The organism is Endoryza foliicola, assembly GCF_050589245.1.
Lineage (GTDB): Bacteria > Bacteroidota > Bacteroidia > Chitinophagales > Chitinophagaceae > Endoryza > Endoryza foliicola.
Genome location: NZ_JBOBEW010000004.1, coordinates 377,826 through 404,026, shown reverse-complemented (window position 1 = coordinate 404,026; position 26,201 = coordinate 377,826). Strand labels below are relative to the sequence as shown.

Genomic DNA, 26,201 nt, shown 5'->3' with positions numbered 1-26,201 from the left:
CTTTGTGTTTTTTATAAACCCTGTTGAATTATTCTGTTTTTAAACTGTTGACCGGATTGGCATTCGCAGCTTTCAACGCATGGAAGCTTACCGTTAAGAAGGCCACCATCAATCCCAATACCCCTGCCATTGCGAATAGCCACCAGCTCAAGGGAATTTTGTAGGCGAAGTCTTGCAACCATTTATTCATGGCCCACCAGCTCACCGGAATTGCTACCAACATAGCAACCAATACCAACTTCAAATACTCCTTTGATAACAGCGCTACAATGCCACTAACAGAAGCACCCAGCACTTTGCGAATACCAATTTCTTTGGTTCGTTGGTATGCGGTAAGAACCGCCAATCCAAACAACCCTAGGCAACTGATGAAAATAGCGATACCGGTTACCAAGTTGATCATGATGATCAAATTTTGTTCAGTTTTATACATAGCAGCAATGGAATCGTCATAGAACTCATACTTAAAAGTATCGGGTGGATAAACCTCATACCACTTGCGTTCTACTTCACTCAAGGTTTTCTGCCAATTGGCGGCATCGTTTACGTTCAGTTTGAGATTAATATTGAAGACATTCTCTCCATCCATCATAAATCCTAAGGGATCTATTGAATTGTAAAAACTTTGCGCATGGAAATCTTTCACCACGCCAACAATGGGAACCAAACTTTCTTGACTCTGCCCAAGCATTTTACCGATGGCATCTTGAGGAGAAGCAAATCCATAGGCTTTTACCGCAGTTTCGTTGATGATCAATTCATTGGTGGTATCGGATTGACTTAAAGCCCTTCCTGCCAATAGTTGAAATCCGTATAGTTTCAAATAATTGGAATCGATGTATTTTTTGAACAATTGTCGTTCAATGGGTTCTTTGTTTGCTTGAAAATATTTAAAATGACTAGACGAATACCCGCCGGTTAGAGGAGGTGTTCCCAAAGAAGCCGCTTCAACGCCGCGCAAGGTCTTTAACTCAGCCAGTAACACTTTATGCTTCCCTTTGTATTTATCATCGGTTGCGTATTTGTAGGGAATGTTCAAAAGCACCACTGCATCTTTGTTGAAACCCATATCAGTATGAACCACATAGTTCAATTGACGCCCCATAATAAGTGCACCCGTAATAAAAACAATGGCAATGATAAATTGAAATACGATCAGCGCTTTTTGCAAACCAATACGGCTGCTACTGTTCTTGAAAACAAAAGCTGTTTTAAACACATTCACCGTTTTCACTTTTGTGATCAGCCAACCCGGATACAAGCCCGCCAATAAGGCCACCACCAGCGCGAGGCAAACCATAAACAGCACCATTACAATCCCGTCTTGCATCGTTCCTACACCTTCAGGAATAATACCGCTCAACAACTTGAATTCAATGCTTCCTAAGAAATAGGCCAACACACAGGCAAGAACAGTAATAATCAAAGTCTCTATAAAGAATTGTAAAATCAAGGTACCACTGCTACTTCCCAATGTTTTTCTAACTCCGATCTCCTTTGCTCTTTGAGGAATAGAAGCCACACTCATGTTTACATAATTGATGATCGCCAGCAGCAAAAGAAAGGCTGCTATTCCAATCAAACCAAACAATACTTTCTTGTTCGCCTTGTGAATTTCCCATTCTTGAATATAAGTAGAGAAATGGGATTCCCTGAGTGGTAACAACTGCATCCAACGTTTGAATTTGAAGCCATTGTCTTTACTCGCCATGAATTCCTTGGTCTTCGCTTGAACCATGTTTTCAATCACGGCCAAAGCCTTCTTTTCATCGGTTTCTTTACTCAATTGAATATAGAGTAAATCACTTCCATTGGTGTTTGTCCATTGGCTCAATGGATAATCGATCTCTTGAAGTGAACAAAACTCTTTGCCATTGAACTCAGTGTTGTACGTTAAATCGGCAACAATTCCAGTAACTGTTCTTATGGTTGTATCTCGATAGGTGGTATAGGTCAGTGTTTGATTCAAGATTTCCGGAATCTTCAATCCGGGGAAATATTCTTTGGCACGAGACGCAGTAAGTACAACGGAATTGGGAGCTTTAAAAGCAGTATTGGAAAAACCTGCCAACCATTTGTACGCTACCATTTCAAAGTAACTGGAATCCGTTTGTACTATTCCTTGCACATCCTCCAATAGCACTTGCTTAGAAGATGCATCATTGGTCTTTACCGACTTCGTCCACATTCCAAAAACAGGCACTACTTTTTCAAATCCTCCGGGAGTTCGCCTCAATTCTTTGTAAATCGGTTTCGATGCTCCTCCGTTAAAAGATTCCTTCTCGTCAAAAATAAACCCGCTTACAACACGGTAAGTTTTGTCGATATTTTTGAAATCCTTCTCATAACTATATTCAAAACTTACCACTCTATAAACCAGCCAACATACACTCAAGCTGATGGCTAATCCCATTATATTAAGACCACTAAACAATCGTTGTTTCCAAAGATGTCTGAGGGTGGTAGTGAAATATTTTTTAAACATAAGATGCAATTAGTTTATTTGAATAAGATTTATTCCGACTTGATACTTTTTACCGGGTTGGCCAACGCCGCCTTTATCGCTTGCCATCCAATGGTAATAAAGGCAACCAGCGCTGTTACCACTCCAGCTACCACAAATACCATCCAACTGATATTGATTCGGTATGCGAAGCTTTGCAACCATTTATTCATAAAATACCAAGCAATAGGTGTTGCGATACAGGCTGCAATCAAAACGAGGAGCAGAAAGTCCTTCGCAATCAATTTTACAATTCCACCAACGGATGCACCCAACACTTTTCGAATTCCAATTTCTTTTGTTCGTTGTGAAATGATCAAGATTACCATCGCCAATAAGCCCATGCAACTAAGTACGATGGCAATGGAAGCCCCAATTGAGAACATTTGCATCAGTTTCTCTTCTCTTCGATATTGGCGGTCTACGTTTTCATCCAAAAAAGAGCCTTGAAACTCAGAATCGGGTGATACTTTGGCCCAGGTATTCTTCACGAATTCCATGCTTTCTTTCAATTGGCCACCTTTCACTTTTACCAAAATATAGTTCACTTCAAAATTGCCGTCTAATACTAGAGTCAAGGGTTCGATTTTCTTTTTCAAACTCTTGTAATTATAATCTTGAACCACGCCAATCACCGTTAACGGTCTTGCCGAATCAACGGGCAATTTCACCCCAATCACATCTTTCTCTCCAATCTGTTTGGCCATGGCTTCGTTGATAACCACGGCAGCGCTGTCGGTTGCAAAATCGCGAGAGAAGTCTCTTCCTGCAATCAGTTTTAGATCAAGGGTCTTCACTACATCGTAGCTAGTTCCGATCCAAGTGCTCCTCAATTCTCGGTTCTTATAATCGAATCCTCTAATAGATGTGCGAGAACTCTGGTCTTTACCGGATCCCAAATTATCATACAAACCGGTAACGCTCTCAATCAATGCTGAACCCGCTAATTTATCTCTCATCAAATTCAAGGCCTGCGTTTTATCAATATCTCCGGCAATGGGAATGCTAATTACTTGATGGGTATCGTACCCTAGTGGCTTCGCTCTCAAGTAATTCATCTGTTGCCAGGTAATAAGCGTGCATGAAATCAACAAAACAGAAATAACAAACTGAAAGGATATCAAAGCATTTCGAAGTCTATTAGAGCCCCCTACATTCGTCTTGCCCTTTAATACATTGATCACATTCAATTTAGCCATTTGCCAAGCGGGGTATCCACCGGCCAACAAGGTGACGATAACAAACCCAATCAAAATATAAAGCCAAACGCTCGCATCCTTCAAAATGGATTGCTGAATATTCAAGGCGAACAATTGCTTGAATGGAGGCACTAAATAATAAGTAGCTACAATGCTTATTAAGAACGCGATAAAGCAAACCAAAAAAGCTTCCGCCCAGAACTGCATGGCTACTTGATTTTTCAAAGCCCCCAAGGTTTTGCGCAGTCCGATCTCCTTTGATCTTGTAAAACTCTTTCCAATACTTAAATTGATAAAGTTGATACAAGCAATGGCAATGATCAGAATGGCAATGGTCATCAACATGTAGAGGTAGAAAAGTCCAATTGAGTCGCCACCAGCAATCTCAGTATTGGTATGCATTTCCAGCAAAGGCTGCATCGATAATTTAATATAAGAACCATCCTTAGCAGGAACAGCGCCATCGCGCTTCATGTTCTTAATCGTTTCCTCGTATTGCTTATTAATGAACGATTGTATCTTCTTCTCAAACTGCACTCCCGAAATGGCCGTATTCAGTTGAACAAACAAATCCAAAAAGTTCGAATTCCATTCATTTTCAAGTTGTTTGTAATACGACTGTGCTTCAAATGGCATGATGATATCGTACTTAATGCTGGAATTGGAAGGAAAATCTTGCACCACTGCTGTAACAGTGAACGCATCCCAATGATCCTCCACTTGAACCTGTACGCTTTTGCCAACTGGATTTTCAGTACCAAAAATTGCTTTAGCTGCATTTTCACTGATCACAATACTATTGGTTCCTTCAAATGGTTTGCTGCTATTACCAGAAACAATTGGAAAACTAAACATCTTGAAAAAATCAGCATCTGCATAGGTGATGCCCTTTTCAATCTTCTTCTCGTTATACCGAAACCAGCTACCACCACTGGCCATTCTGGTTGCATATTTAATGTCCGGAAAATTCTGCTTTAAGGCGCCCATCAATGGAACAGGCATTGCATTCGATAAGCGAGTATCGCCCGAAGGGGACTGCGTTTGAAAATAAGTGTGGTAAAGATCCTTCGCGTTCTTATTGAACTTATCATAAGAAAACTCATACGCAACACTCAACAACAACAACAAAGCACTGGTGAAGGCTATACACAAACCAATAACATTGATGAAACTATCGGTTTTGTGCTTCCATAAATTTCGAAAAGCTATCTTGAAATAATTTTTGAACATAGTCTAGGTTTTCTCCCACCCAAGGGAACATTTTTGTTTTTCAGTGGCTATACATATGATCGATGGCTATACGATACATACTTACACCAAAATATTCTCTGTTACGGTTTGTCCGTCGAGCATGCGAATAATGCGGTGGCTAAAACGCGCATCGTGCTCACTGTGTGTTACCATTATAATAGTGGTTCCTTGCTCATTCAAATCGGTAAGCAATTCCATTACTTCATTACCATTGCTACTATCGAGGTTACCGGTAGGTTCATCCGCCAAAATCAATTTCGGATTGTTGACAACGGCACGCGCTACTGCCACACGCTGCTGCTGACCACCCGACAATTGCTGCGGATAGTGGTTTCTGCGGTGCATGATCTGCATCTTATCTAACACTTTCTCTACTTTCTCTTTTCGCTCCGATGCTTTCACACCTGTATAGATCAAAGGCAATTCTACGTTTTCATAAACCGTCAATTCATCGATCAGATTAAAACTCTGAAACACGAATCCAATATTGTGTTTGCGAATATCAGCACGCTTGCGTTCGTTGAATTTCGACACTTCAATTCCGTTGAAGACGAAGCTGCCCGCGTCTGCATCATCCAACATGCCTAAAATATTCAGCAAGGTACTTTTACCACAACCGGAAGGCCCCATCACTGCAACAAACTCACCTTCTTTTACTTCCATCGAAAGCTTGTTCAGTGCAATGGTTTCCACTTCTTCCGTGCGATAAAACTTTTCTAAATCAGTAATCTTTATCATAGCTCGGTGTTTATTTTTTGTATTTATTTTTTCTTGATAACGAGTTCTTGAATGTTTTCATAATTGTCGTAGCTGGATGTAATCACCTTATCTCCTACTTCCAATCCTTTCACTACCTCAAAATAATCGGGGTTCTGACTTCCCAATACAATGTCAACTTTATATGCTGTGGTTCCATCGGCACTTAACTTGTACACCCAGTTACCACCGGTTTTAGTAAAGAATCCACCTCGTGGCAAGCGAATGGCCTGCTTTTCGTCACTCAGGGCCAAACGAATCTGCAAGCTCTGTCCGCGACGCACATTCTCAGGAACCTTGCCCTCAAATTGCATATCCACCTGAAAGCGACTATTGGTAACCTGCGTATACACTTTGCTAATCTTCAATTTATACACCGCATCTCCAATTTGCACTTGACCAACCAATCCGGCATAGATGCGAGTGATGTAGTGTTCGTCAATATCTACGCGAACTTTAAATCCACTCATCACGTCAATTTGTCCCAAGCGCTCGCCCTTGTTTTTATTCTGACCCACTTCAGCATCCAAAGATGTCAATTGTCCATCAACCGGAGCACGAACAATTAGATCGTTCACCTTCTTCTGCATAATATCCAAGGCATTTTGAGAAGCGGCATAAGAGCGCTTATCTTGTGCTTCTTGTTGATTTCTAGAAAGGGAATCTTGCTGTAAAATTTGCTGGGTTAAATTTCTTTTTTGCAAATAGTAATTGTAATCGTTCTCCGACTTCTTGAACTCCTGAAAACCGATGGCCTTCTCTTCATATAATTTTTTATTGAGACGATACAAGCGTTCCGCTTCTTTGTACAAGCTCTCTACATCGGCCATCTGATTCAACTTCACTACGGTATTCTGAGAAGCTGCGTTCTTGTTGATCTGCATTTGGGTAAGGGTATTGTAAACGGTATTCTGTTGACTCACCATATTCATCAACAAATCGCTATTAGAGAGTTTTAAGATAGGTTGCCCTTTTTTCATGATGGCACCATCTTCCACGTAGCGCTCTTCTACCCTACCCCCTTCAATGGCATCCAAATAAATAGTGGTAATTGGAAGCACTACGCCGTTCACAGAGATCAATTCTTGAAACGGCCCCTTACTCACTTCACTAATAGTGATCCTTTCTTCTTCTACATTTAACTTCGAACCGCCGGAAGTGAAATAAAAACTCCCAACAATCAATGCTACCAATGCTACAATCCCAACAATCGTCAAGATCCGCTTCGAACTCCATTTTTTCTTTTCAATAATTCTATCAGCCATAATCGCTCTATTCAGTATGTGTATTAAAAAATTTTATCTCAACTCTCTATTTAGTCGCTTCGTAAAAAAGTAATGAAGGCCCTCAATTCTTAATTTTTAATTCTTACTTCTTAATTTATTCCGTTCTCAAACTCTTCACCGGTTTCGCCACCGCAGCCTTCACCGCCTGGAAACTAATGGTTAGAAGTGCAATCACAAGGGCGCCGATGCCACCAATCAGCGGCAACCACCAAACAATTTCAATGCGATACGCATAATCTTGTAACCACTGATGCATATAATACCAAGCCAGTGGTGTAGCAATGGCAAAGGCAATACCGATTAACAAAATGAATTCTTTCGTAAAAAGGTAGATGATGTTTCCGGTGCTCGCTCCTAATACTTTTCGAATACCTACTTCTTTCACCCGTTGCGCCGCCATGAAAGAAGCCAATCCATAAAGACCTAAGCAACTCAAGAAAATGGCAATAATGGCAAAAAGTTGATATAACTGCGCCAATTGCATTTCAGAACGATAAAAGCCATCTACCTTCTCATCTAAAAATTTGTATTCAAATACAAAATCAGGGATAGTTTCACTGAACAAGGCTTTAACTGCGGCCAAGGTTGCAGGTATATTAGTAGCCGTTAATTGAATGCCGGCCTGATTGTACATCGTGTTATTAGTGGTCATTACCAATGGAGCCACTTGATCTCTGAACGAGCGGTTATTAAAATCCTTCACCACACCCACCACTTCACAGTTGATCAATCCATTCCAAATACTCACTTTCTTACGAAGTACGTCTTCCGGATTCTTAATACCCAAGCTTCTCACAAAAGATTCGTTCACTACAAATTCTTGGGTATAACCAGATGGCTTTAGATTTCTACCGGCTACCAATTGTAAATGGTAGGTAGACAAGTATTGATCGTCTGTAAACTTGGTGATGACTTTATAATCGGATTCTTTGGTGGCATTGTTGAATCGGAAACTAGTCCAGTTATCGGCTCCATCTTCTACCGGCGTATTGGAACTGAAACTTACCCCTTCTACCCCTTTAATGCTCATCAGTTTTCCTCTCAAATAATCGAGTCTGCTGATGCGCAAACTATCCACTCGAAATGGAATGTTTACCACTGCTTCTTTCTGAAATCCTAAAGGAGCATTCATGAAAAAATTCATCTGCTTCACAATCACCAAGGTTCCGATGATCAATGCCTGAGCATTGATGAATTGAAACACCACCAACCCTCTACGCAGCGATAATCCTTTTCCAGAATTTACTTTAAACCGACTCTTCAAAGCTTCAATTGGATTGAAACGTGACAGTACCAACGCTGCATAAAAACCCGCAAGCACTGTAACACCAATAGTTATTGCTAATAAGAATAATAAGGTTTGAACGCGGTCAACTATTTGCAACGACAAAGACAGATTCAACAATTGATTGATATAAGGCAAGGTTAGCACTGTTAAAATGATGGCCAGTATAACTGCAAACAAAACCACCAAAAACGTTTCTACAATAAATTGAATTTGCAACTGCGACTTGTTGCTGCCCAATACTTTCCGTACACCTACTTCCTTCGCGCGGTTCACAGCTTGAGCAGTAGAAAGATTGACAAAATTCACACAAGCAATCAAAAGAATAAATGCTGCGATCACCCACAACACATTGATCAATTGTTTGCTGATAGCGGTATTGCTAAAATTTCCGGCTTGCGTATCGTAATGAACATCGGCAAGGGCCTGTAATTGATAAACGTCTTTATTATCGGCCGACTGAACTTTAGCAGCATAACTGGCCAGCTCTTTATTGATTCCGGAAGCAGCCGTTTGCTCAGGTAGTCGCACAAAGCAACTGAACCCTTGGTTGGTGCGATCGTTCCAATCGATTGACTTGTTCATCAAACTACCCGTGAATCCGGTACCATAAGCCACCAATGCTTTGAATTGGAAATCGGTATTGGTTGGAGGGTTCTCAAGAATTCCGGATACTTTCAACACTTCTGTTCCATGTTCAAAAACATAACCGCCTACTTGAATCTTAATGGTTTTATTCAAGGCTAGATGCCAATCGCCGAAATATTTTTCAGCAGTGGCCTTCGACAATAGCACATTATTCGGTTCTTGAAGAGAATTATAAGTACCGGCCAATAGAGGAAAATCGAACAATTCGAAGAAACTCGGTTCTGTGAAGAAAACTCCTTTGGGTTCAATAAACTGTTGTAGGGTCTTGCCATTCTCATCTGTCACCAAAATCTGATCGTTGTTACTCGCGAAAATCGGTGTTACTTTTTCTATCTGGGGAAAGCTCGTCTTCAAGGCATTGGGCAAAGGAAAAGGAACATCTTTGCTAAAGGAGATATTGGCCGCATCCGTACTGCGATGCTCTGTTAATACACGGTAAACACGGCTGCGGTTAGCATGATAGGTATCGAAACTAGTTTGATATTGTATGATCACGAAAATCATCATACAAACCGCGATGCCAACTGTGAGTCCCGCCACATTGATGATGGTATAATTAAGGTGGCGAACCAAGGTTCTAAAAGCCGTCTTGAAATAATTTCTCAGCATGGGTATTTTTTGTTCAGGTTCATGGCTGTGAAACATTGGGCTTTTCGAATGCTGTTCCAATTAAGTAAAAACAACACATCCAAGCTTTTTTTAATCCGTTTTCGAAACCGTCCAATTGTTCCACAGTACTTATACAAAACGCAATGCCAAAATTCCATTCAACTGATAATCATACACTTAGTATTTATCCAACCGAAAAACTGTTCGGTTTTGATACAGTTGTTGTTCGCTAGCGTTACACTACACTGATTTCCAAATTTTTAGCACAAAAAAACGAGCACGAACAGTTGAAAGTAGTTACTTTGAAAAACTTTTGAACAAGGAGCGATGCGTTTCGCGAATTCCGAGCGAACATTGCTTAGCGGTAAAAGAAAAAGAAGCATGAGTTTAAAACAAGCAAGCATATTAGTAATTGATGATGATATCGACGTATTAACCGCCGTGCGTCTGCTATTAAAAACGGAAATCCAGAAAATAATCACTGAAAAGAACCCGGAACAAATTCAGTCCATTCTGGCCAAGAATAGTTTCGATATCGTACTACTCGACATGAACTTCAAAGCCTCTGTAAACACGGGCAACGAAGGATTATACTGGTTAAAACAAATCAAAACCTGGGCGCCGCAAACTTCGGTGATCATGATAACGGCCTATGCCGATATCGAACTCGCTATTCGTTCTCTAAAAGAAGGCGCCTCCGATTTCATTGTAAAGCCTTGGCACAACGAAAAGTTGATCACTACGCTTACAGAACTTTATAAAAAGAAAACGCAACACTTGCATAGCTCGGCTTCCGATACCGGAGGTATGGTAGGCACCAGTAAAGCCATGCAGGATATATTTTATAAAATAGACAAGATTGCTCCTACTGATGCCAATATCCTCATTCTTGGCGAAAACGGTACCGGTAAGGATCTGGTGGCGAAAGCCATTCATGAAAAATCACTTCGCGCAAGTCAATCATTTGTGAAAGTAGACGTAGGCGCTTTGACGGAATCTTTGTTTGAAAGCGAATTGTTTGGACACAAAAAAGGAGCGTTTACAGATGCCCGTGAAGATAGAACCGGACGATTTGAAGCGGCTAATAAAGGAACCTTGTTTTTAGATGAAATTGGAAACATCAGTTTGCAACAGCAAGCCAAGTTACTAACGGCTTTGCAAAATCGACAAATCACAAGAATTGGTTCCAATCAAAACATCCCCATTGATATTCGTTTGATTTGTGCTACCAATCTGCCTTTGCAAGAATTGGCCAATGAAGCGCGCTTTCGGAAAGACTTGATCTACCGAATCAATACGGTTGAGATTGTATTGCCACCTTTGCGCCAAAGAAAAGAAGACATTGAAATACTGGCGAAGCATTTCTTGAAACTCTATGGCAATAAATACTTCAAGCCTGAAGTGAGTTTGAGCAATGAAGCGATTCGAAAACTAGAAACCTATCATTTCCCCGGAAACATTCGGGAATTGCAATACATCATTGAGCGAGCCATTATTATGTCAGACTCGATGGAACTCAGCGGGGATGATCTGATCTTCTCTCCTATTGAATCGGCTCCCATGGAAGAAGGATCGGAAGGCGAAAACAGCAAACTCAGCACCATTGAGAAGAACACGATATTAAAAGTGATTGAAAAGAACAACGGCAATATCACCAAGGCAGCGAAGGAATTGGGCATTACCAGAACAGCGTTGTACAGAAGACTCAACAAATATGATCTCTAACAAACGACCATCGGGCTTCACTATACTTATCAAAGTAATCTTACTCACCATTACTTTGCTCACCGCTTCTTTTCTGTTTGTAAAAGGATGGTATGTGTATGAATTGATCGTTGTACCGATTATTATCTTTCAAATTGTTGATTTCTACCGTTTTCATAACAAAGCGCAGCGGGAAGTGGAAGACTTTGTGCAGTCGGTGCACTACCGCGATTTTTCGAGAAGCTTCAATGTAAAGCAGGCGCCCACTGAATTACAGCCCTTAAGAAGGGGATTCAATGATATCAATTCTGCTTTCAAATTAATTACGAAAGAAAAAGAAACCCAGTATCAGTATTTACAGAACATTTTGGAATTGGTTGATACCGGCATCTTATCATATGAGTTGGAAACCGGAGAAGTGTTGTGGATGAATGAAACCTTGAAAAAACTCTTGAACATTCCTTATTTAAAGACCATCCAGAGTTTGGAACGAAGAGATGAAACGCTTTATCAAGACATTATTAATTTGAAAGCGGGAAATAATATCGTAACTGTTATTCATCACGATAAAACCACGCTGAAAATTCTATTATCGGCTACTTCTTTTCAAACCGGTGATCAGAAATACAAATTGATTGCCTTTCAAAATGTAAATGAGGCATTGGATGAAACCGAGTCGAAAGCTTGGCAAAAGCTCTTGAGTGTGATGACGCACGAGATCATGAACTCGGTTGCACCGATTTCTTCTCTGGCAGGCACTTTGCAAAACAGATTGCAACAAAGCGAGTCGGAATTAGACGAATCGAGTCGCGAAGATTTAGAACTCGGCATATCTACTATTAAGAAACGCAGCGATGGATTATTGAAGTTTACGGAAACCTATCGCAGTTTAAACAAGATCACAAAAGCAGATGTATCGAAAGTATTTGTGCACGAATTGTTTGACAATATTCAGCGGCTGATGCATCCAACGCTGTTGCAGAAGAACATTGAGTTAGAAATCATCTTAAAAGATCCGTTGCTCACAATTGAAGTTGACATCAATTTAATAGAGCAAGTGCTCATCAATTTACTCACCAATGCCATCGATGCGGTAAAAGAGCGTGCCGGTGCGAAGATTGTATTACAAGCCCAGCAAGAAAACAAGAAAGTGCAGCTCAAAGTCATCGACAATGGCGCCGGCATCCCTGCCGAAATCGCCGACAAAATTTTCATCCCCTTCTTCTCCACCAAAAAAAGCGGCTCCGGCATCGGCCTCAGTCTCTGCAAACAAATCATGCTCATCCACCGCGGCACCATTCAAGTGAATTCGAAAGAGGGTGAGGGAACGGTGTTTACCTTAGTGTTTTAAATTTTAGACGCAGAGGGAGTATTAAAGTTTATTTGTCTGAGAGTAGAGCAGAGTCGCAAAGCAACGCAGAGTCATATCAAAATCGTTGCGAAACGTTGCGTCCTTTGTTCCGTTGCGGTAGGGGGAACTTTTCGAATTTCAGGAAGCCCAAAAAAAACCTCCGCGTATCTCCTTCTCTCCTTCCCTCCGCGATGAACCATCTCACTTCCGAAAAGGCTTCCTCAAAATCTTCCCCACCTTTATACAATAAGTATTATTCCGAGTCGTAAAACCCAAGTATTCAACAATCATCCTTCTCGCATCGGTATTGTAACCATTAATAAACTCAATCTTTTCATATGCCCTTCTCTTTCCATTCTCATCAAACAATCGACTCGTCCAAAACGGCGTCACATCTCTGTACTCAATCGTCTTCTTCCCGGAAGCAATTTCATCAAACCATTCGGCTTTAATCACAATTTTAAGGGTGGGCATGGGTGTTGTATTTATTTTTAGTAAATTACTCTAAATTAATTGAATTCTACTATGCACGCAAGGAATGAGGCATTTCCGGAAGACATGAAAACTTTGATAAAAATGTGAGAAATCAGATAAATAAATTAAGGTTAAACAAGGAATAAATAGCCAATACATTGAAAAAACGGCCTCGCCCCAAAAACTCCCGCCAACTCTCCTTGATGAACCTCCGTTGCGAACCGTTGCGTTCTTTGTTCCGTTGCGGTCGAGTAACCACACCACCTTAAACCTTTAATATCAACAACGCAATACTGCCTCACATAGCCCCACATCGGTCGTTTAAATCCGTAATTATACGGGTATTTGTTATCGTAAGTTTTTATTAACTTTAAAAGTCAATTCAATCCTAAAACTTGAATTGTAAAACAGTACTAAAAGCCGAACACATGAATATTTTCAATAATATTCATTGAATTCTAAAATCATCGATATCGGATATTGTAGGAGTGCAGCTCTCCGAATAAATTAAAACTTAACAAAACCTATCCATGATCGGAAAAATTGAAAAAGTGGCTCTGAGGAGCATTTGGAAACACGAAGCAAAAGACTTTACTACCTGGCTACAGGAAAACATCGATTCTTTAAATCAAGTACTCGACTTTCAAATATCCAATGTTGAAAGAGAACAGTCAACGGGTAATTTTAACGTAGATCTAGTTGCCGAAGATGAAAATGGTAATCCGGTAATCATAGAAAATCAACTAGAAAAAAGCAACCACGACCATCTCGGAAAAGTAATCACGTACCTCGCTTCAATTGGAGCCGAGAAAGCAATTTGGATTGTTTCGGATCCAAGACAAGAACACGTAAAAGCCATTTCATGGTTGAACGAATCAACCGCGGCAGAATTCTATTTGATAAAAATAGAAGCGATTAAAATTGGCGCGTCTGATCCTGCTCCTTTATTCACTCTTATTGTAGGTCCAAGCGAGGAAATACGAGAAGCCGGTGTAACGAAAAAAGAATACGCAGAAAGACATCATCACCGAAAATCATTCTGGACTTTCCTATTGGAACGAGCCAAACAGAAAACCAAATTACACGCTAACATATCACCCAATATTTATAGTTGGGTTGGAACCGGCTCCGGTATTGCAGGAGTTACCTACAATTATGTAATTGGACAGCACGATGCCAAAACTGAGCTATACATCGATAAAGACAAAGAAGATGGAAAAGAAAACAAAGAATTGTTCGACCGTCTTTATGCACAAAAAGAAGCAATAGAAAAAAGTTACGGAGGCGAGCTAAGCTGGCAACGACTTGACAACAAACGTGCTTCCAGGATCGCAAAAACATTCACCGGCATCGGCTATAAAGACGAAGATAATTGGGAAGAATTGGCCGATATGATGATCGATAGTATGATTCGATTGGAAAAAGCAATTGCTCCATTCATCAATAAATAAAGACCTTCTGTTAAATGAATTCGAAACAATGGAATCCTTCTCTCTTGTAATCCAAGTGTCACGCTAACAAATCATTGTCTTCCAAAATTTCCCATAAAAATCTAACTTGCCCCATAAACAATTAATTACCCCATGGCGAAAGCAAAAGTTACTGTAGAAGAGCCCTTAGAAAAGCAACTGTGGAAAGCAGCCGATAAACTCCGAAAGAACATCGATGCCGCCGAATACAAGCACATTGTACTCGGACTCATCTTCCTGAAATACATCTCCGACGCATTTGAAGAACGTTTTGCCATCCTTAAAGCTGACGAAATAAATGGTGCCGATCCGGAAGACAAAGACGAATACAAAGCTGAAAACGTATTCTTTGTTCCCCAAGAAGCCCGTTGGAAGTACTTACAATCAAAGGCCAAACAACCCGAAATAGGCAAATATGTAGATGAAGCCATGGACGCCATTGAAAAAGAAAATGCGTCACTTAAAGGAGTTTTACCCAAAGTATTCGCCCGCCAAAACCTTGACCCCACCAGTTTAGGTGAACTAATAGACTTGGTAGGAAACATCGCCCTTGGAGATGCGAAAGCCCGCAGCGCCGATGTATTAGGACATGTGTTCGAATACTTTTTGGGAGAATTTGCCCTTGCAGAAGGAAAGAAAGGAGGCCAGTTCTATACCCCAAGAAGCGTAGTAGAGTTATTAGTAGAAATGTTAGAACCCTATAAAGGCCGTGTTTTCGATCCTTGTTGTGGTTCAGGGGGAATGTTTGTACAAAGCTTAAAGTTTGTAGACAGTCATAAAGGTAAAGTAAACGATATCTCCATTTACGGACAAGAAAGCAACCAAACCACTTGGCGACTCGCTAAAATGAACCTTGCCATCCGAGGCATCGACAGTTCACAAGTAAAATGGAACAACGAAGGAAGCTTTCTCAACGATGCACACAAAGACTTAAAAGCAGACTATATCATAGCTAACCCACCCTTCAACGTAAGTGACTGGGGTGGAGAACTCATGCGCAACGACGGTCGTTGGCAATACGGCGTACCACCAACAGGCAATGCCAACTTCGCATGGATGCAACACTTCTTGCATCACATGTCGCCAATTGGCCAGGCCGGTGTTGTACTCGCCAAAGGCGCCCTCACATCCAAAACATCGGGAGAAGGCGATATCCGAAAAGCTTTGGTAGAAAATGGTTTCATCGACTGCATTGTAAACCTACCTGCCAAGCTCTTCCTCAACACTCAAATCCCTGCCGCCCTTTGGTTCATGAAGCGCAGCCCAAAATCCGCCTTCGGAAATGTCGCTGAAGGCCGGGCTGTTCAATCCCCCTCTTCTGCAAAGGCCGCCGAAGGCGGGGCTGTTCAATTCCCCTCTTCTGGAAAGGCCGCTGAAGGCCGGGCTGTTCAATTCCCCTCCTCTGGAGGGGTGGCCGAAGGCCGGGGTGGTCAAACAACCAACCAAGCCCACATCCTCTTCATCGACGCCCGCAACCTCGGCCACCTCATCAACCGCCGAACCCGCGAGCTCTCCACCGAAGACATCAAAAAAATAGCCGACACCTACCATGCCTGGCGAACCCCCGATGGCTCAAGAGGTGTATACCAAGACATACCCGGTTTCTGCGCCTCAGCACCCATCAGTAAAGTAGCCGAACTCGACTACGTACTCACACCCGGCCGCTATGTAGGCCTACCCGACGAAGAAGACGATTTCAACTTCGCAGAACGCTTCAATACACTAAAAGCAGAACTAGAAGAACAACTAAAAGAAGAAGCAAAATTGAACGAACTCATTATCGCTAACCTTTCAAAAATTAAGATAGATGAGTGAGTGGAAAGAGTACTTTCTGGCAGAAATAGCCGAAATTATATCCAATCGAGTTTCCATATCAAAGGCAAACTTGGATAACTATATTTCAACTGAAAATCTAATACCAAATTTCGGAGGAGTATCAAAATCCGAAAGTATTCCAAACGTTCCGTCCATCAATAGTTTTAACGAAGGGGATACACTGTTCTCAAACATTCGTACTTACTTTAAGAAAGTCTGGTACAGCAAATTTAATGGTACTGTTTCACCAGATGTTTTAGTGTTCAGAAGCAAACCTCAGAAATGCACTAGTAAATTTTTGTACTACTTACTTTGCCAACCTGAATTTACAGAGTATACAGTCTTGACTTCAAAGGGAGCAAAAATGCCTCGAGGAGACAAAGACGCAATTCTCAATTATAAGATCGCTATTCCAAGTATTGCAACCCAAACCGCCATCGCCTCCATCCTCAGCAGTTTAGACGACAAAATAGATCTTCTTCATCGTCAAAACGCCACCTTAGAAAAAATGGCGGAAACTTTGTTTAGGCAGTGGTTTGTGGAAGAGGCGAAGGAGGATTGGGAGGAAGGAGATATTTATAACTTTGTGGATATTGTCTATGGCTTTCCATTTAAATCAAAGCATTTCAATGAAGAAAGAAGAGGAAAGCCTTTAATTAGAATCCGTGACTTGAAAGACGGCTATTCGAATATTTATACTGATGAAGAATTTGACACAAAATACATATTAAAAAACGGAGATTTAGTAGCTGGCATGGATGGTGAATTCAGACTATACATTTGGTCTGGCATTGACTCCCTAATGAATCAACGTACGTGTAAGTTTATTCCTAAGAACGACTCAATTTCTAACTTTTTCATTTTTTCATTAGTCAAGCCACATCTACACTTCTATGAAATGACTAAAGTCGGAACAACTGTCATTCATCTAGGAAAATCTGATTTAGATGCCATAAAAATTTCAATTCCACCTCCTGAGCTGGTATATAATTTTGGTGAAATCACCAACCCTTGGTTTGAAAAATTACAGAATAATAATATTGAACTTCTTAACTTAAAAGAACTTCGAGAAATTCTTTTACCTAAACTCATGTCTGGAGAAATAACTATTAAACCTTAACCAATCAATTATGAAAGTCATTGCATTAAACGGACCAGAAAATAGCGGAAAATCTCACACCATTAACATTGCTTACACTTTACTCTTAGAAATGGGATATATACAGGTGACTAATAAATTTGAAAATCTAGGCAACCCTAAATACGAAGACTTTACAGATATACTAACAAAAGACAATATTAAATTAGGTATTGTAGCTATGGGAGATTATATAAATGGAAATTCTAGTCTAAAAAATCTTCTATTAAATCTAGAAAAGGAAAAATGCAATATCGCAATTTGTGCATGCAGAAACAATCCTAAAATCATATCCGCTGTTGAAAAATATACCGATCATAAAATCGAGAACAAAACAAGTACATCAGATGAAACACTTTTTAGAATCGTGAATTTTAATGATGCAAAAAGACTTCTTTCCCACTTAAATCTATAGAGGGCAATTGGAGGCTTAGCCAATATGTTTTATATTTAAAATAGAATTCCTTTAGAAAGCGATCTCCCATGACCGAAAACACCATCGAAACCTTTTCCATAGAGCTCCTGACCCAACTCGGGTATGAGTATATCTATGCGCCCTCTATCGCACCTGTACAAGCGGGTGAGTGGGAGGATACAGATGGAGCTTCAGGTGCAGATACACGAGAAAGTTTTGAACAAGTCCTTCTCTTGCATCGCTTGGAAGAAGCTGTAAAGCGGATCAACCCTTCCATTCCCGCTGCAGTGCAAGCAGAAGCCATAAAAGAAATTCAGCGCATTGCCTCTCCGGAACTACTTACTAACAACGAAACTTTTCACCGTTTTCTCACAGAAGGAGTGCCGGTAACCAAGAGAGTAGAGGGAGATGACAGAGGAGATCGAGTATGGTTGGTAGACTTTAAAAATCCGTTGAACAATGATTTTGTAGTCGCCAATCAATTCACCATCATCGAGAACGGCAACAATAAAAGACCGGACATTCTACTCTTTGTAAATGGGATACCCTTGGTAGTGATAGAGCTCAAAAACGCTACCGATGAAAACACAACCACATTCTCCGCTTACAAGCAATTAGATACCTACAAGAGTATTATTCCAAGTCTATTCACTTACAATGGATTCTTGGTAATCTCAGATGGATTGGAAGCCAAAGCGGGTAACCTTTCTTCGGGTTTCAGTCGTTTCATGAGTTGGAAATCGGCAGATGGCAAAGCAGAAGCCTCGCATTTGGTAAGTCAACTAGAAACCCTCATCAAGGGCATGTTAAACAAGCGGACTTTATTAGATCTCATCCGTCATTTCATCGTCTTTGAAAAATCAAAAAAAGAAGACTCTCAAACCGGTATCACAAGCATCCATACCGTCAAAAAAATCGCTGCCTATCATCAATACTATGCCGTCAACCGCGCCGTAGAATCAACCCTCCGCGCCGCCGGCTATATGCCACCGCAAGCAAGGCTGTTCAATTCCCCCACTCAGCAACTGCCTCCACAGGCGGGGCTGTTCAATTCCCCTCCTCTGGAGGGGTGGCCGCAGGCCGGGGTGGTCCCTCCTGCACCAGGTAAAACCCCACCCCACCGCGCCTCCAAAAACTACTTCGCCCTACCCTACAACCCGCAACTCAAAGAAAGAGCGCGCGCGTTACGACAAGCCGGTAACCTTCCGGAAGTACTGTTCTGGAACCAAGTAAAGAACAAACAGTTCAAGGGATTGGACTTCGACCGACAAAAAATTATAGGTAACTACATCGTTGATTTCTACTGCCCTAATTGCGGAGTTGTAATTGAAATTGATGGCAGCAGTCACGATGACAAGCAAGAATACGATGCAGCAAGAGATAAATACTTGGAATCACTGCATCTAACAGTCATACATATACCCGTTGAGCAGATCATGAAAACGCTGGGAGCGGTAATGAGCTATTTAGAAGGTCATGAAGCGTTTCAAAAGCAATGGGTGATAGAGGAGATGGATTTGCCGTATGAAACGGGGGGTTCGACGGAGGAGAATACAGACCACCCCGCCCTATCGGGCACCCCTCCAAAGGAGAATACAAACCACCCCGCCCTATCGGGCACCCCTCCAAAGGAGAATACAAACCACCCCGCCCTAACGGGCACCCCTCCAAAGGAGGGGAATGGGCGCGAGTTTGACTTGGGGGAGGATCCGGTGAGTTACGGATTGCCGGCGGTGAGTAGTCAACCCGTGGGAGATCGCAAGGGAGGAGTGGTATGGCATACACAGGGAAGCGGAAAGTCTTTGTCGATGGTATTTTATACAGGTAAAATCGTATTGGCACTCGACAACCCAACCGTTCTTGTGATTACGGATCGTAATGACCTCGACGATCAACTTTTCGACACTTTCGCTGCATCGAAACAGCTATTGAGACAGGAACCCGTGCAAGCTGAGGATCGATATCAATTAAAAGAATTACTAAAAGTGGCTTCAGGTGGTGTCATTTTTACCACCATCCAAAAATTTCAACCGGAAGAAGGGAATGTATACGAACTTCTTTCTGATAGAAAAAACATTGTGGTAATTGCCGATGAAGCACACAGAACCCAATATGGTTTTAGAGCGAAAACAGTAGACGCGAAGGATGAAAACGGAAATGTGATTGGCAAGAAAGTAGTTTATGGCTTCGCCAAATACATGCGCGATGCATTGCCGAATGCCACTTACCTCGGCTTTACAGGTACACCTATTGAAAACACGGATGTAAATACCCCCGCCGTATTCGGGAATTATGTTGACATCTACGATATCGCTCAAGCAGTAGAAGACGGCGCTACTGTTCGTATCTATTATGAGAGTCGACTCGCAAAAGTAAATCTCAGTGAAGAGGGCCGCCAACTTGTTGATGAACTAGACGATGAATTGGAACAAGAAGAGCTCACTAATACTCAAAAAGCCAAAGCAAAATGGACGCAATTAGAAGCTTTGGTAGGAAGTGAGAATCGCATACAAAACATAGCGAAAGATATAGTCACTCATTTCACCCAACGTCAAGAGGCATTTGAAGGAAAAGGAATGATTGTATCGATGAGCAGAAGAATCGCCGTAGAGCTATACAATGCCATCATTGCAATAAAACCGGAATGGCATTCCAACGATCTAACAAAAGGTGTGATCAAAGTTGTGATGACAGCGGCTTCCTCTGATGGACCTGTAATTGCAAAACATCATACCACTAAAGATCAGCGCAGAATGTTGGCGGAGCGAATGAAGAATCCGGATGATGAACTGAAATTAGTGATTGTCCGCGACATGTGGCTCACGGGCTTTGATGCACCCAGTATGCATACCCTCTACATCGACAAACCGATGAAGGGTCACAACTTAATGCAAGCCATTGCAAGGGTCAACCGTGTTTACAAAGACAAGCCGGGTGGATTAATTGTGGACTATCTAGGTATTGCGGCAGACTTGAAGAAAGCATTGTCGTTCTACTCAGATGCCGGTGGCAAGGGCGATCCAACGGAGCAGCAGGAACAAGCGGTAAGCCTGATGAGAGAGAAATTAGAAGTAGTCTCTAATATGTTCCACGGCTTTGCGTATGAAGATTACTTCGATGCCGATACCTCCAAAAAATTATCGCTGATACTATCGGCGGAAGAGCACATATTAGGATTGGAAGATGGAAAGAAACGTTATATCAATGAAGTGACTGCACTATCCAAAGCATTTGCCATTGCCATACCACACGATGAAGCGATGGATGCCAAAGATGAAATTGCGTTCTTTCAAGCGGTAAAAGCCAGGTTAGCGAAATTTGATGCCACCGGAACCGGGAGAACAGATGAAGAAATAGAGACGACCATCCGTCAGGTAATTGATAAAGCCTTGGTATCTGAGAAAGTCATTGATATTTTCGATGCAGCGGGAATCAAGAAACCCGATATATCCATTCTTTCAGAGGAGTTTTTGATGGAAATAAGAGGAATGGAACGAAAGAACCTAGCCTTGGAAGTATTAAAAAAGTTATTGAATGATGAAATTAAGTCAAGGGCGAAAAAGAACCTCATACAGAGTCGTACTTTCCTTGAAATGCTAGAGAACTCCATCAAGAAATACCACAACAAAATTTTGACTGCTGCGGAAGTGATTGAAGAGCTCATCAACTTAAGTAAGGATATTGTAAAGGGTGATGAAGAAGCCAAGCAAATGGGTCTCACAGATTTCGAATATGCCTTTTACACAGCCGTCGCCAACAACGACAGTGCCCGTGAATTGATGCAAAAAGACAAGTTAAGAGAGCTTGCTGTAGTACTCACCGAAACCATCCGTCAAAACGCCTCCATCGACTGGACCATCAAAGAAAGCGTCAAGGCCAAACTCCGCGTCGCCGTAAAACGCCTCCTCCGCAAATACGGCTACCCCCCCGACATGCAAATGCTTGCAACAGATACGGTATTGAAACAGGCGGAGTTGATTGCGAATGAGGTGAGTGGCGTGAACTAAGAAACAAGTAAGACAAACTTGAACAATATGTCCCCGTTAATATTTATAATCACATACAATGAATGATAAAGATTTTGAGAAAGTCAATCGTTTAATAATTATTGGAAACGGATTTGATCTGGCGCATGGATTGAAAACTAGTTTCCAAGACTTTATTTACTCCTATTTCCAGAATTTGATCTACAATCTATACAATGAAAATAGATTTCTTGATGAACTCATTTCAATCTCATCGGAAAGATCTCTTCATCTAGAAAAACATCAAATTGAAGTACTCACTCCTCAACAATCCTTTTTGCATTTCAAAAAAATAGAAAATGATAAAACCTTTAAAATAATATACACTTCAGCGCTATTTAAACACATACAATCAAATTTAGAATCAAAGAAGTGGGTAGATATTGAATTAATATACTACGCACTATTAAAAATGTTCTTTAGATCAGATACAAAGACCTCGATAATAAAACTCAATTCAGATTTAGAAATAATTAAATCTAAATTGATTGACTATCTAGGGAAAGAACAAGAAAAATATTCAGAAAATGCAGATAAAGTTCTACTAAGCCAATTTATGGAACAAATCGATGTAAAGGAAGTAAAATCAAATACCCTTAAATCAAATACTCCACCGTCGAACTATTGCATACTAAACTTTAATTATACTGAAGTCGCAAAATGGTATTTGCGAGGGTTATGGTATCCAAATAAACTATACATTCCAATTCACGGTGAACTACGAGGCGATGATCGTGACACTCAAAAACCCGTATTCGGATTTGGAGATGAACTTGACCCGAATTACAAACAATTCGAAGACCAAAATAATGACGAGTTACTTAAACATATTAAATCTTTCAAATATTTGCAATTTGGACACTACAAAGCTCTTTTAGACTTTGTTGAGAGTAGGCCTTACCAAATCCACATATATGGACATTCTTGTGGCTTATCTGATCGTACTTTACTAAATACAATTTTCGAACATGAAAACTGTATTTCCATCAAACCTTTCTTTTATCAAAATAATGGTAATGATGATTATGAAGAGAAAAGCTATGCTATTGCACGGAACTTCAAATCGAAAGCAGAACTTAGAGCGAGGGTTGTGAATAAACAATACTGCTCGGCAATGATGCAGCCTAAACCAACAAATCAGAAAAATGCACAATAACTATATAATATCTAAATAGAATCAATTCAATAAAGGATTAAAATAGTTCTTACTAGTTAGAGTCTAATTTAACCATATATGAAACTTTTAAAAATTTACGGCCAATATCATTTTTAATTTTTCCGAAAGAATGATGAATTTGTTGCTCTGGAGGCCTCCTAATCCCAAGTACCCTATCTATTCGCTTCAAAACACTTTCTCTTGAAGTATTAGTAATATTTGTAACAGCGATTTGATAGTCTTGTTGAAAAGATTGAATTTGAAACAAAAAAATCCCAATAACATCTTTATAATTATTGTAGACATCAGTAGTTTTAAAAACTTTTGCATTTGCATTCTTAGAGTTCTTTGCAGTCCCCAAACCTCTTCTTTCTTTATCTTTAGTACAGCTTTTAGACTTATTAAGTACTATAGAAAAACTACTTTCATCCAGAAAATTGACGCTTGATTGGCTTTCATAACTAAGCCCAAATTCAATGTCACTCGAAAATCCTTCTATGTAAGGATGCAAATTATTTTCTAAAGAGAACTCAACATTGCCTTTTAAGCTAGAATTACAATAATAGCAACAAGGAATCAAGTTGTATAGTGACATTGCCAATAATGGGAATCTACTCTTGCTGTAAAAATGATCAAAAATAGGCCTTAAAACCTGCTTTTTCTCTTTCGAATAAACCGTCTTTATGAATGAAATATTGCAATAAACGCAGACTTTTATACCTATATCAGATGACAATTTATACAAATAATAACCTTTACTTTTTTTTGACAAACTTTTATAATCGAAAATCTTCGATAGAAAAAACTTCACAAGGCGACATTCATATTGCTTCGATTTAGCAAGATCCGCTAAAACAGAAGGAGCACCTATTAATATTCGCTTGAGTTCATCTTCTGAACTAAGACCTTTCAAAATGAAATACACATCTTTCAGCTTGGAAAGTCTTTTCCCCTTACTTAAATCTAGCTTTTTAATTTGTTTGGTATTAAAGAACTGATCTCGTTGCTTCACATTTTTGATCCGATCACTTACATATTTGATTTGACTTCCAATTCTTGACGAAATTTCAGGCCTGTAGTAATCATAAAATTCCTTTTCAATTTTAGTTGGATTACTCAAATAAATTCTCATCATAACTAAGTATTTGTTTTTGAATCCAGCATATCATTTAATGTAAGTCGAATTATATCGTCAGATATAAGGTTAATTTTGTATCGGATACTATCTTCTTTCTCACTTTCTTTACCTTTATAATGTTTAATTTCTTCAATTATTTCTCTTATAAAGTGTACCGCAAAATCACCGATAAATGCTTCTTTCATGAAAAAACTATCACTAAGCATCTTATATATGTTAGCCCCGAAAGTTACACCAGACTGGGGTTTCCTTGAATAAACAATACCACTTGAATCCCTATCGAGATATGAAACATTTTCGGAAACGATATCGGACAATATGAATGGGGAATGAGTAGTGAAAATTAGTTGGCTGTTCTTAACGGAAAATCTTAACTGTATGACATTAATCAAAATATTAACCAGTTTTCTCTGCCATTCCGGATGCAAATTAATATCCACTTCATCAAACAAAAACAAAATATTATCCTTTTGCTCACCCGAAATAAAAACTTTTCCTAACAAACTCAGAAGTGAATATTCACCTGCACTTAAAGATGTTTCAAAGTTTTCAGCATGCGAAATCTTAACCTCTAGGGCACTAATATATCTTGCATGACCTAAGTAAGATAACAGCCAACTAATAAATTGATTTTGCTGATTCTTACCATCAAATCTATACCGAATGTTCCGTTTTGACACAATAACGCTATTTCCTAAATTATCTTCCCTAATGACTCTCCAAAAGTCTGTAGATCTAAACAAAAGTACGTTTTCGAGTTTAAGAGTATCAATCATCAATCTGTATAAATCCTTAAATTTTTTAATCTTATTCAATTCCATATCATTCCCAAGAAGAGCCAAAAATTTTTGTAACCGATCCTTAATTTCGGAAGATGATAAGAACGTGCTTGATTGAGCCCTATTTTCTAAAATCAAAAAATAATGTGTAAGTAAAAGTTTACTATTGAAAAAATCGAGATCTGTAAATGACTTTACTTTACTCTCAATTACTCCAATTATGTTATGATAAAAATCTGTAAATTGTCCCTTAGGCATTTCTACAATTTCTATATTCAAAATAGTTGGGAAATTAAACGAGAGATTAAGTTCTTTTTCACTTTCGATCAACCAGCTAAGAGCTACAATGATTCGGCTATTCTCAAGAACCTTGTAATAATTCACAGCATCTTGAAGAGGCAATCTTTTAATACTACTATCTTCAAAATGCAAGTATTTTTTCGAGGAGTTGACAATTAGTTGAGAGAACGACAAATCGTTTACATACTTTTTAGAAATCTGTTCTTCTTGCAAGCGACTTATATCTAAGCTAGAATTTATTAAGACTGTATCTACTTCGGACTTAAAGTCTTTTAAAAGATCATCAAAGAATATTTCAAAGTTGTTATTACTATAATTCAAATTAATCTGATTGGTAAAAACAGTTCCACTATTACTATAAATCAAGAATCCACTCGATGAATTAATATCTCCATTCAAGAGAGAGCAAAGGAAATCGAAAACTGTTGATTTGCCAACTCCATTTGCTCCTACAATTGCATGAATATTTGTAATTTCATTTCCATATATCGAATTTTTAATATCAAGTTCATATTCAAATTCAATTGAATTTTTATTAGAATCGTATTTGCATTTTTTAAATTTATTTGACAATACAATTTCAATGTTTTTTAACGACTTGAAATCAAAAATATAGATATACAGTAATTCTATTTTGCTTGTCATTTTTTGATATTCTAAATAGTTCTAAAGAGTTTAACCCACTTATTCGAAAAAAATCGAAGTTTTTATAACACTATCATTTATCAATATACTAGATAGTAAGTTAACTAATAATTTTAAATAAAGACAATTTATTGTGAAAAGTAATTTGTAAGTACCAAAAAACTCAAGAAGACCAAGTTGGAAAAACCAAAAGAATAACTCCGCAAAAACTTCAAACGCTTTCTATCTTTGTTGCACTATAAACTACTCCCAACC

Annotated in this window: 16 protein-coding genes; 8 read left to right on the top strand and 8 right to left on the bottom strand. The window is 39.7% G+C overall.

The genetic code is table 11. The features are described from left to right. Window positions 1–28 precede the first annotated feature (28 nt). The 5 genes from ACQ2HE_RS11475 to ACQ2HE_RS11455 form a co-directional block, all read right to left on the bottom strand. Window positions 29–2,485, bottom strand: a complete 2,457-nt coding sequence (locus ACQ2HE_RS11475; protein WP_430899352.1) for an ABC transporter permease — start codon at window positions 2,483–2,485, stop codon at window positions 29–31. Window positions 2,486–2,514: 29 nt separating this feature from the next. Beyond that, complete coding sequence (locus tag ACQ2HE_RS11470; protein ID WP_430899354.1) at window positions 2,515–4,932, bottom strand: ABC transporter permease; 2,418 nt, start codon at window positions 4,930–4,932, stop codon at window positions 2,515–2,517. 81 nt (window positions 4,933–5,013) lie between these two features. Next, window positions 5,014–5,691 carry an ABC transporter ATP-binding protein gene (locus ACQ2HE_RS11465; RefSeq protein WP_430899356.1) on the bottom strand — a complete coding sequence of 226 codons (678 nt, stop codon included), beginning with the start codon at window positions 5,689–5,691 and terminating at the stop codon, window positions 5,014–5,016. 23 nt (window positions 5,692–5,714) lie between these two features. Beyond that, a complete protein-coding gene (locus ACQ2HE_RS11460; RefSeq protein WP_430899358.1) occupies window positions 5,715–6,974 on the bottom strand; it encodes an efflux RND transporter periplasmic adaptor subunit in 1,260 nt (419 codons plus the stop codon). A 115-nt stretch (window positions 6,975–7,089) separates the two neighbouring features. Further along, window positions 7,090–9,537 (bottom strand): ABC transporter permease, encoded by a 2,448-nt coding sequence (locus ACQ2HE_RS11455; protein ID WP_430899360.1) that lies wholly within the window; start codon window positions 9,535–9,537, stop codon window positions 7,090–7,092. Window positions 9,538–9,918: 381 nt separating this feature from the next. Between ACQ2HE_RS11455 and ACQ2HE_RS11450 the strand changes: the two genes are divergently transcribed. After that, window positions 9,919–11,262, top strand: coding sequence for a sigma-54-dependent transcriptional regulator (locus ACQ2HE_RS11450; RefSeq protein ID WP_430899362.1), 1,344 nt, complete (start codon window positions 9,919–9,921; stop codon window positions 11,260–11,262). After that, on the top strand, window positions 11,252–12,592 hold the full coding sequence (locus tag ACQ2HE_RS11445) for a sensor histidine kinase (RefSeq protein WP_430899364.1): 1,341 nt from the start codon (window positions 11,252–11,254) through the stop codon (window positions 12,590–12,592). The genes ACQ2HE_RS11450 and ACQ2HE_RS11445 overlap by 11 nt, the downstream gene beginning before the upstream one ends. 201 nt (window positions 12,593–12,793) lie before the next feature. Here ACQ2HE_RS11445 and ACQ2HE_RS11440 read toward each other — a convergent pair whose 3' ends face one another. After that, window positions 12,794–13,066, bottom strand: coding sequence for a hypothetical protein (locus ACQ2HE_RS11440; protein WP_430899366.1), 273 nt, complete (start codon window positions 13,064–13,066; stop codon window positions 12,794–12,796). 530 nt (window positions 13,067–13,596) lie between these two features. Here ACQ2HE_RS11440 and ACQ2HE_RS11435 point away from each other — a divergent pair. From ACQ2HE_RS11435 to ACQ2HE_RS11410, 6 genes are all read left to right on the top strand, one after another. Further along, a complete protein-coding gene (locus ACQ2HE_RS11435) occupies window positions 13,597–14,517 on the top strand; it encodes a DUF4268 domain-containing protein (RefSeq protein WP_430899368.1) in 921 nt (306 codons plus the stop codon). A 132-nt stretch (window positions 14,518–14,649) separates the two neighbouring features. Then, window positions 14,650–16,350 carry a type I restriction-modification system subunit M gene (locus tag ACQ2HE_RS11430; RefSeq protein WP_430899370.1) on the top strand — a complete coding sequence of 567 codons (1,701 nt, stop codon included), beginning with the start codon at window positions 14,650–14,652 and terminating at the stop codon, window positions 16,348–16,350. Continuing rightward, window positions 16,343–17,470, top strand: coding sequence for a restriction endonuclease subunit S (locus ACQ2HE_RS11425; RefSeq protein ID WP_430899372.1), 1,128 nt, complete (start codon window positions 16,343–16,345; stop codon window positions 17,468–17,470). The genes ACQ2HE_RS11430 and ACQ2HE_RS11425 overlap by 8 nt, the downstream gene beginning before the upstream one ends. 10 nt (window positions 17,471–17,480) lie before the next feature. After that, on the top strand, window positions 17,481–17,903 hold the full coding sequence (locus ACQ2HE_RS11420) for a hypothetical protein (protein WP_430899374.1): 423 nt from the start codon (window positions 17,481–17,483) through the stop codon (window positions 17,901–17,903). A gap of 68 nt (window positions 17,904–17,971) precedes the next feature. Next, on the top strand, window positions 17,972–21,910 hold the full coding sequence (locus tag ACQ2HE_RS11415) for an HsdR family type I site-specific deoxyribonuclease (protein ID WP_430899376.1): 3,939 nt from the start codon (window positions 17,972–17,974) through the stop codon (window positions 21,908–21,910). 58 nt (window positions 21,911–21,968) lie between these two features. Next, complete coding sequence (locus ACQ2HE_RS11410; protein ID WP_430899378.1) at window positions 21,969–23,084, top strand: AbiH family protein; 1,116 nt, start codon at window positions 21,969–21,971, stop codon at window positions 23,082–23,084. Window positions 23,085–23,136: 52 nt separating this feature from the next. Here the strand turns inward: ACQ2HE_RS11410 and ACQ2HE_RS11405 are convergent, their stop codons facing one another. Together ACQ2HE_RS11405 and ACQ2HE_RS11400 are read right to left on the bottom strand one after the other, a co-directional pair. Further along, window positions 23,137–24,219 carry a hypothetical protein gene (locus ACQ2HE_RS11405; RefSeq protein ID WP_430899380.1) on the bottom strand — a complete coding sequence of 361 codons (1,083 nt, stop codon included), beginning with the start codon at window positions 24,217–24,219 and terminating at the stop codon, window positions 23,137–23,139. Window positions 24,220–24,221: 2 nt separating this feature from the next. Next, window positions 24,222–25,946 (bottom strand): AAA family ATPase, encoded by a 1,725-nt coding sequence (locus ACQ2HE_RS11400; protein WP_430899382.1) that lies wholly within the window; start codon window positions 25,944–25,946, stop codon window positions 24,222–24,224. Window positions 25,947–26,201 lie beyond the last annotated feature (255 nt).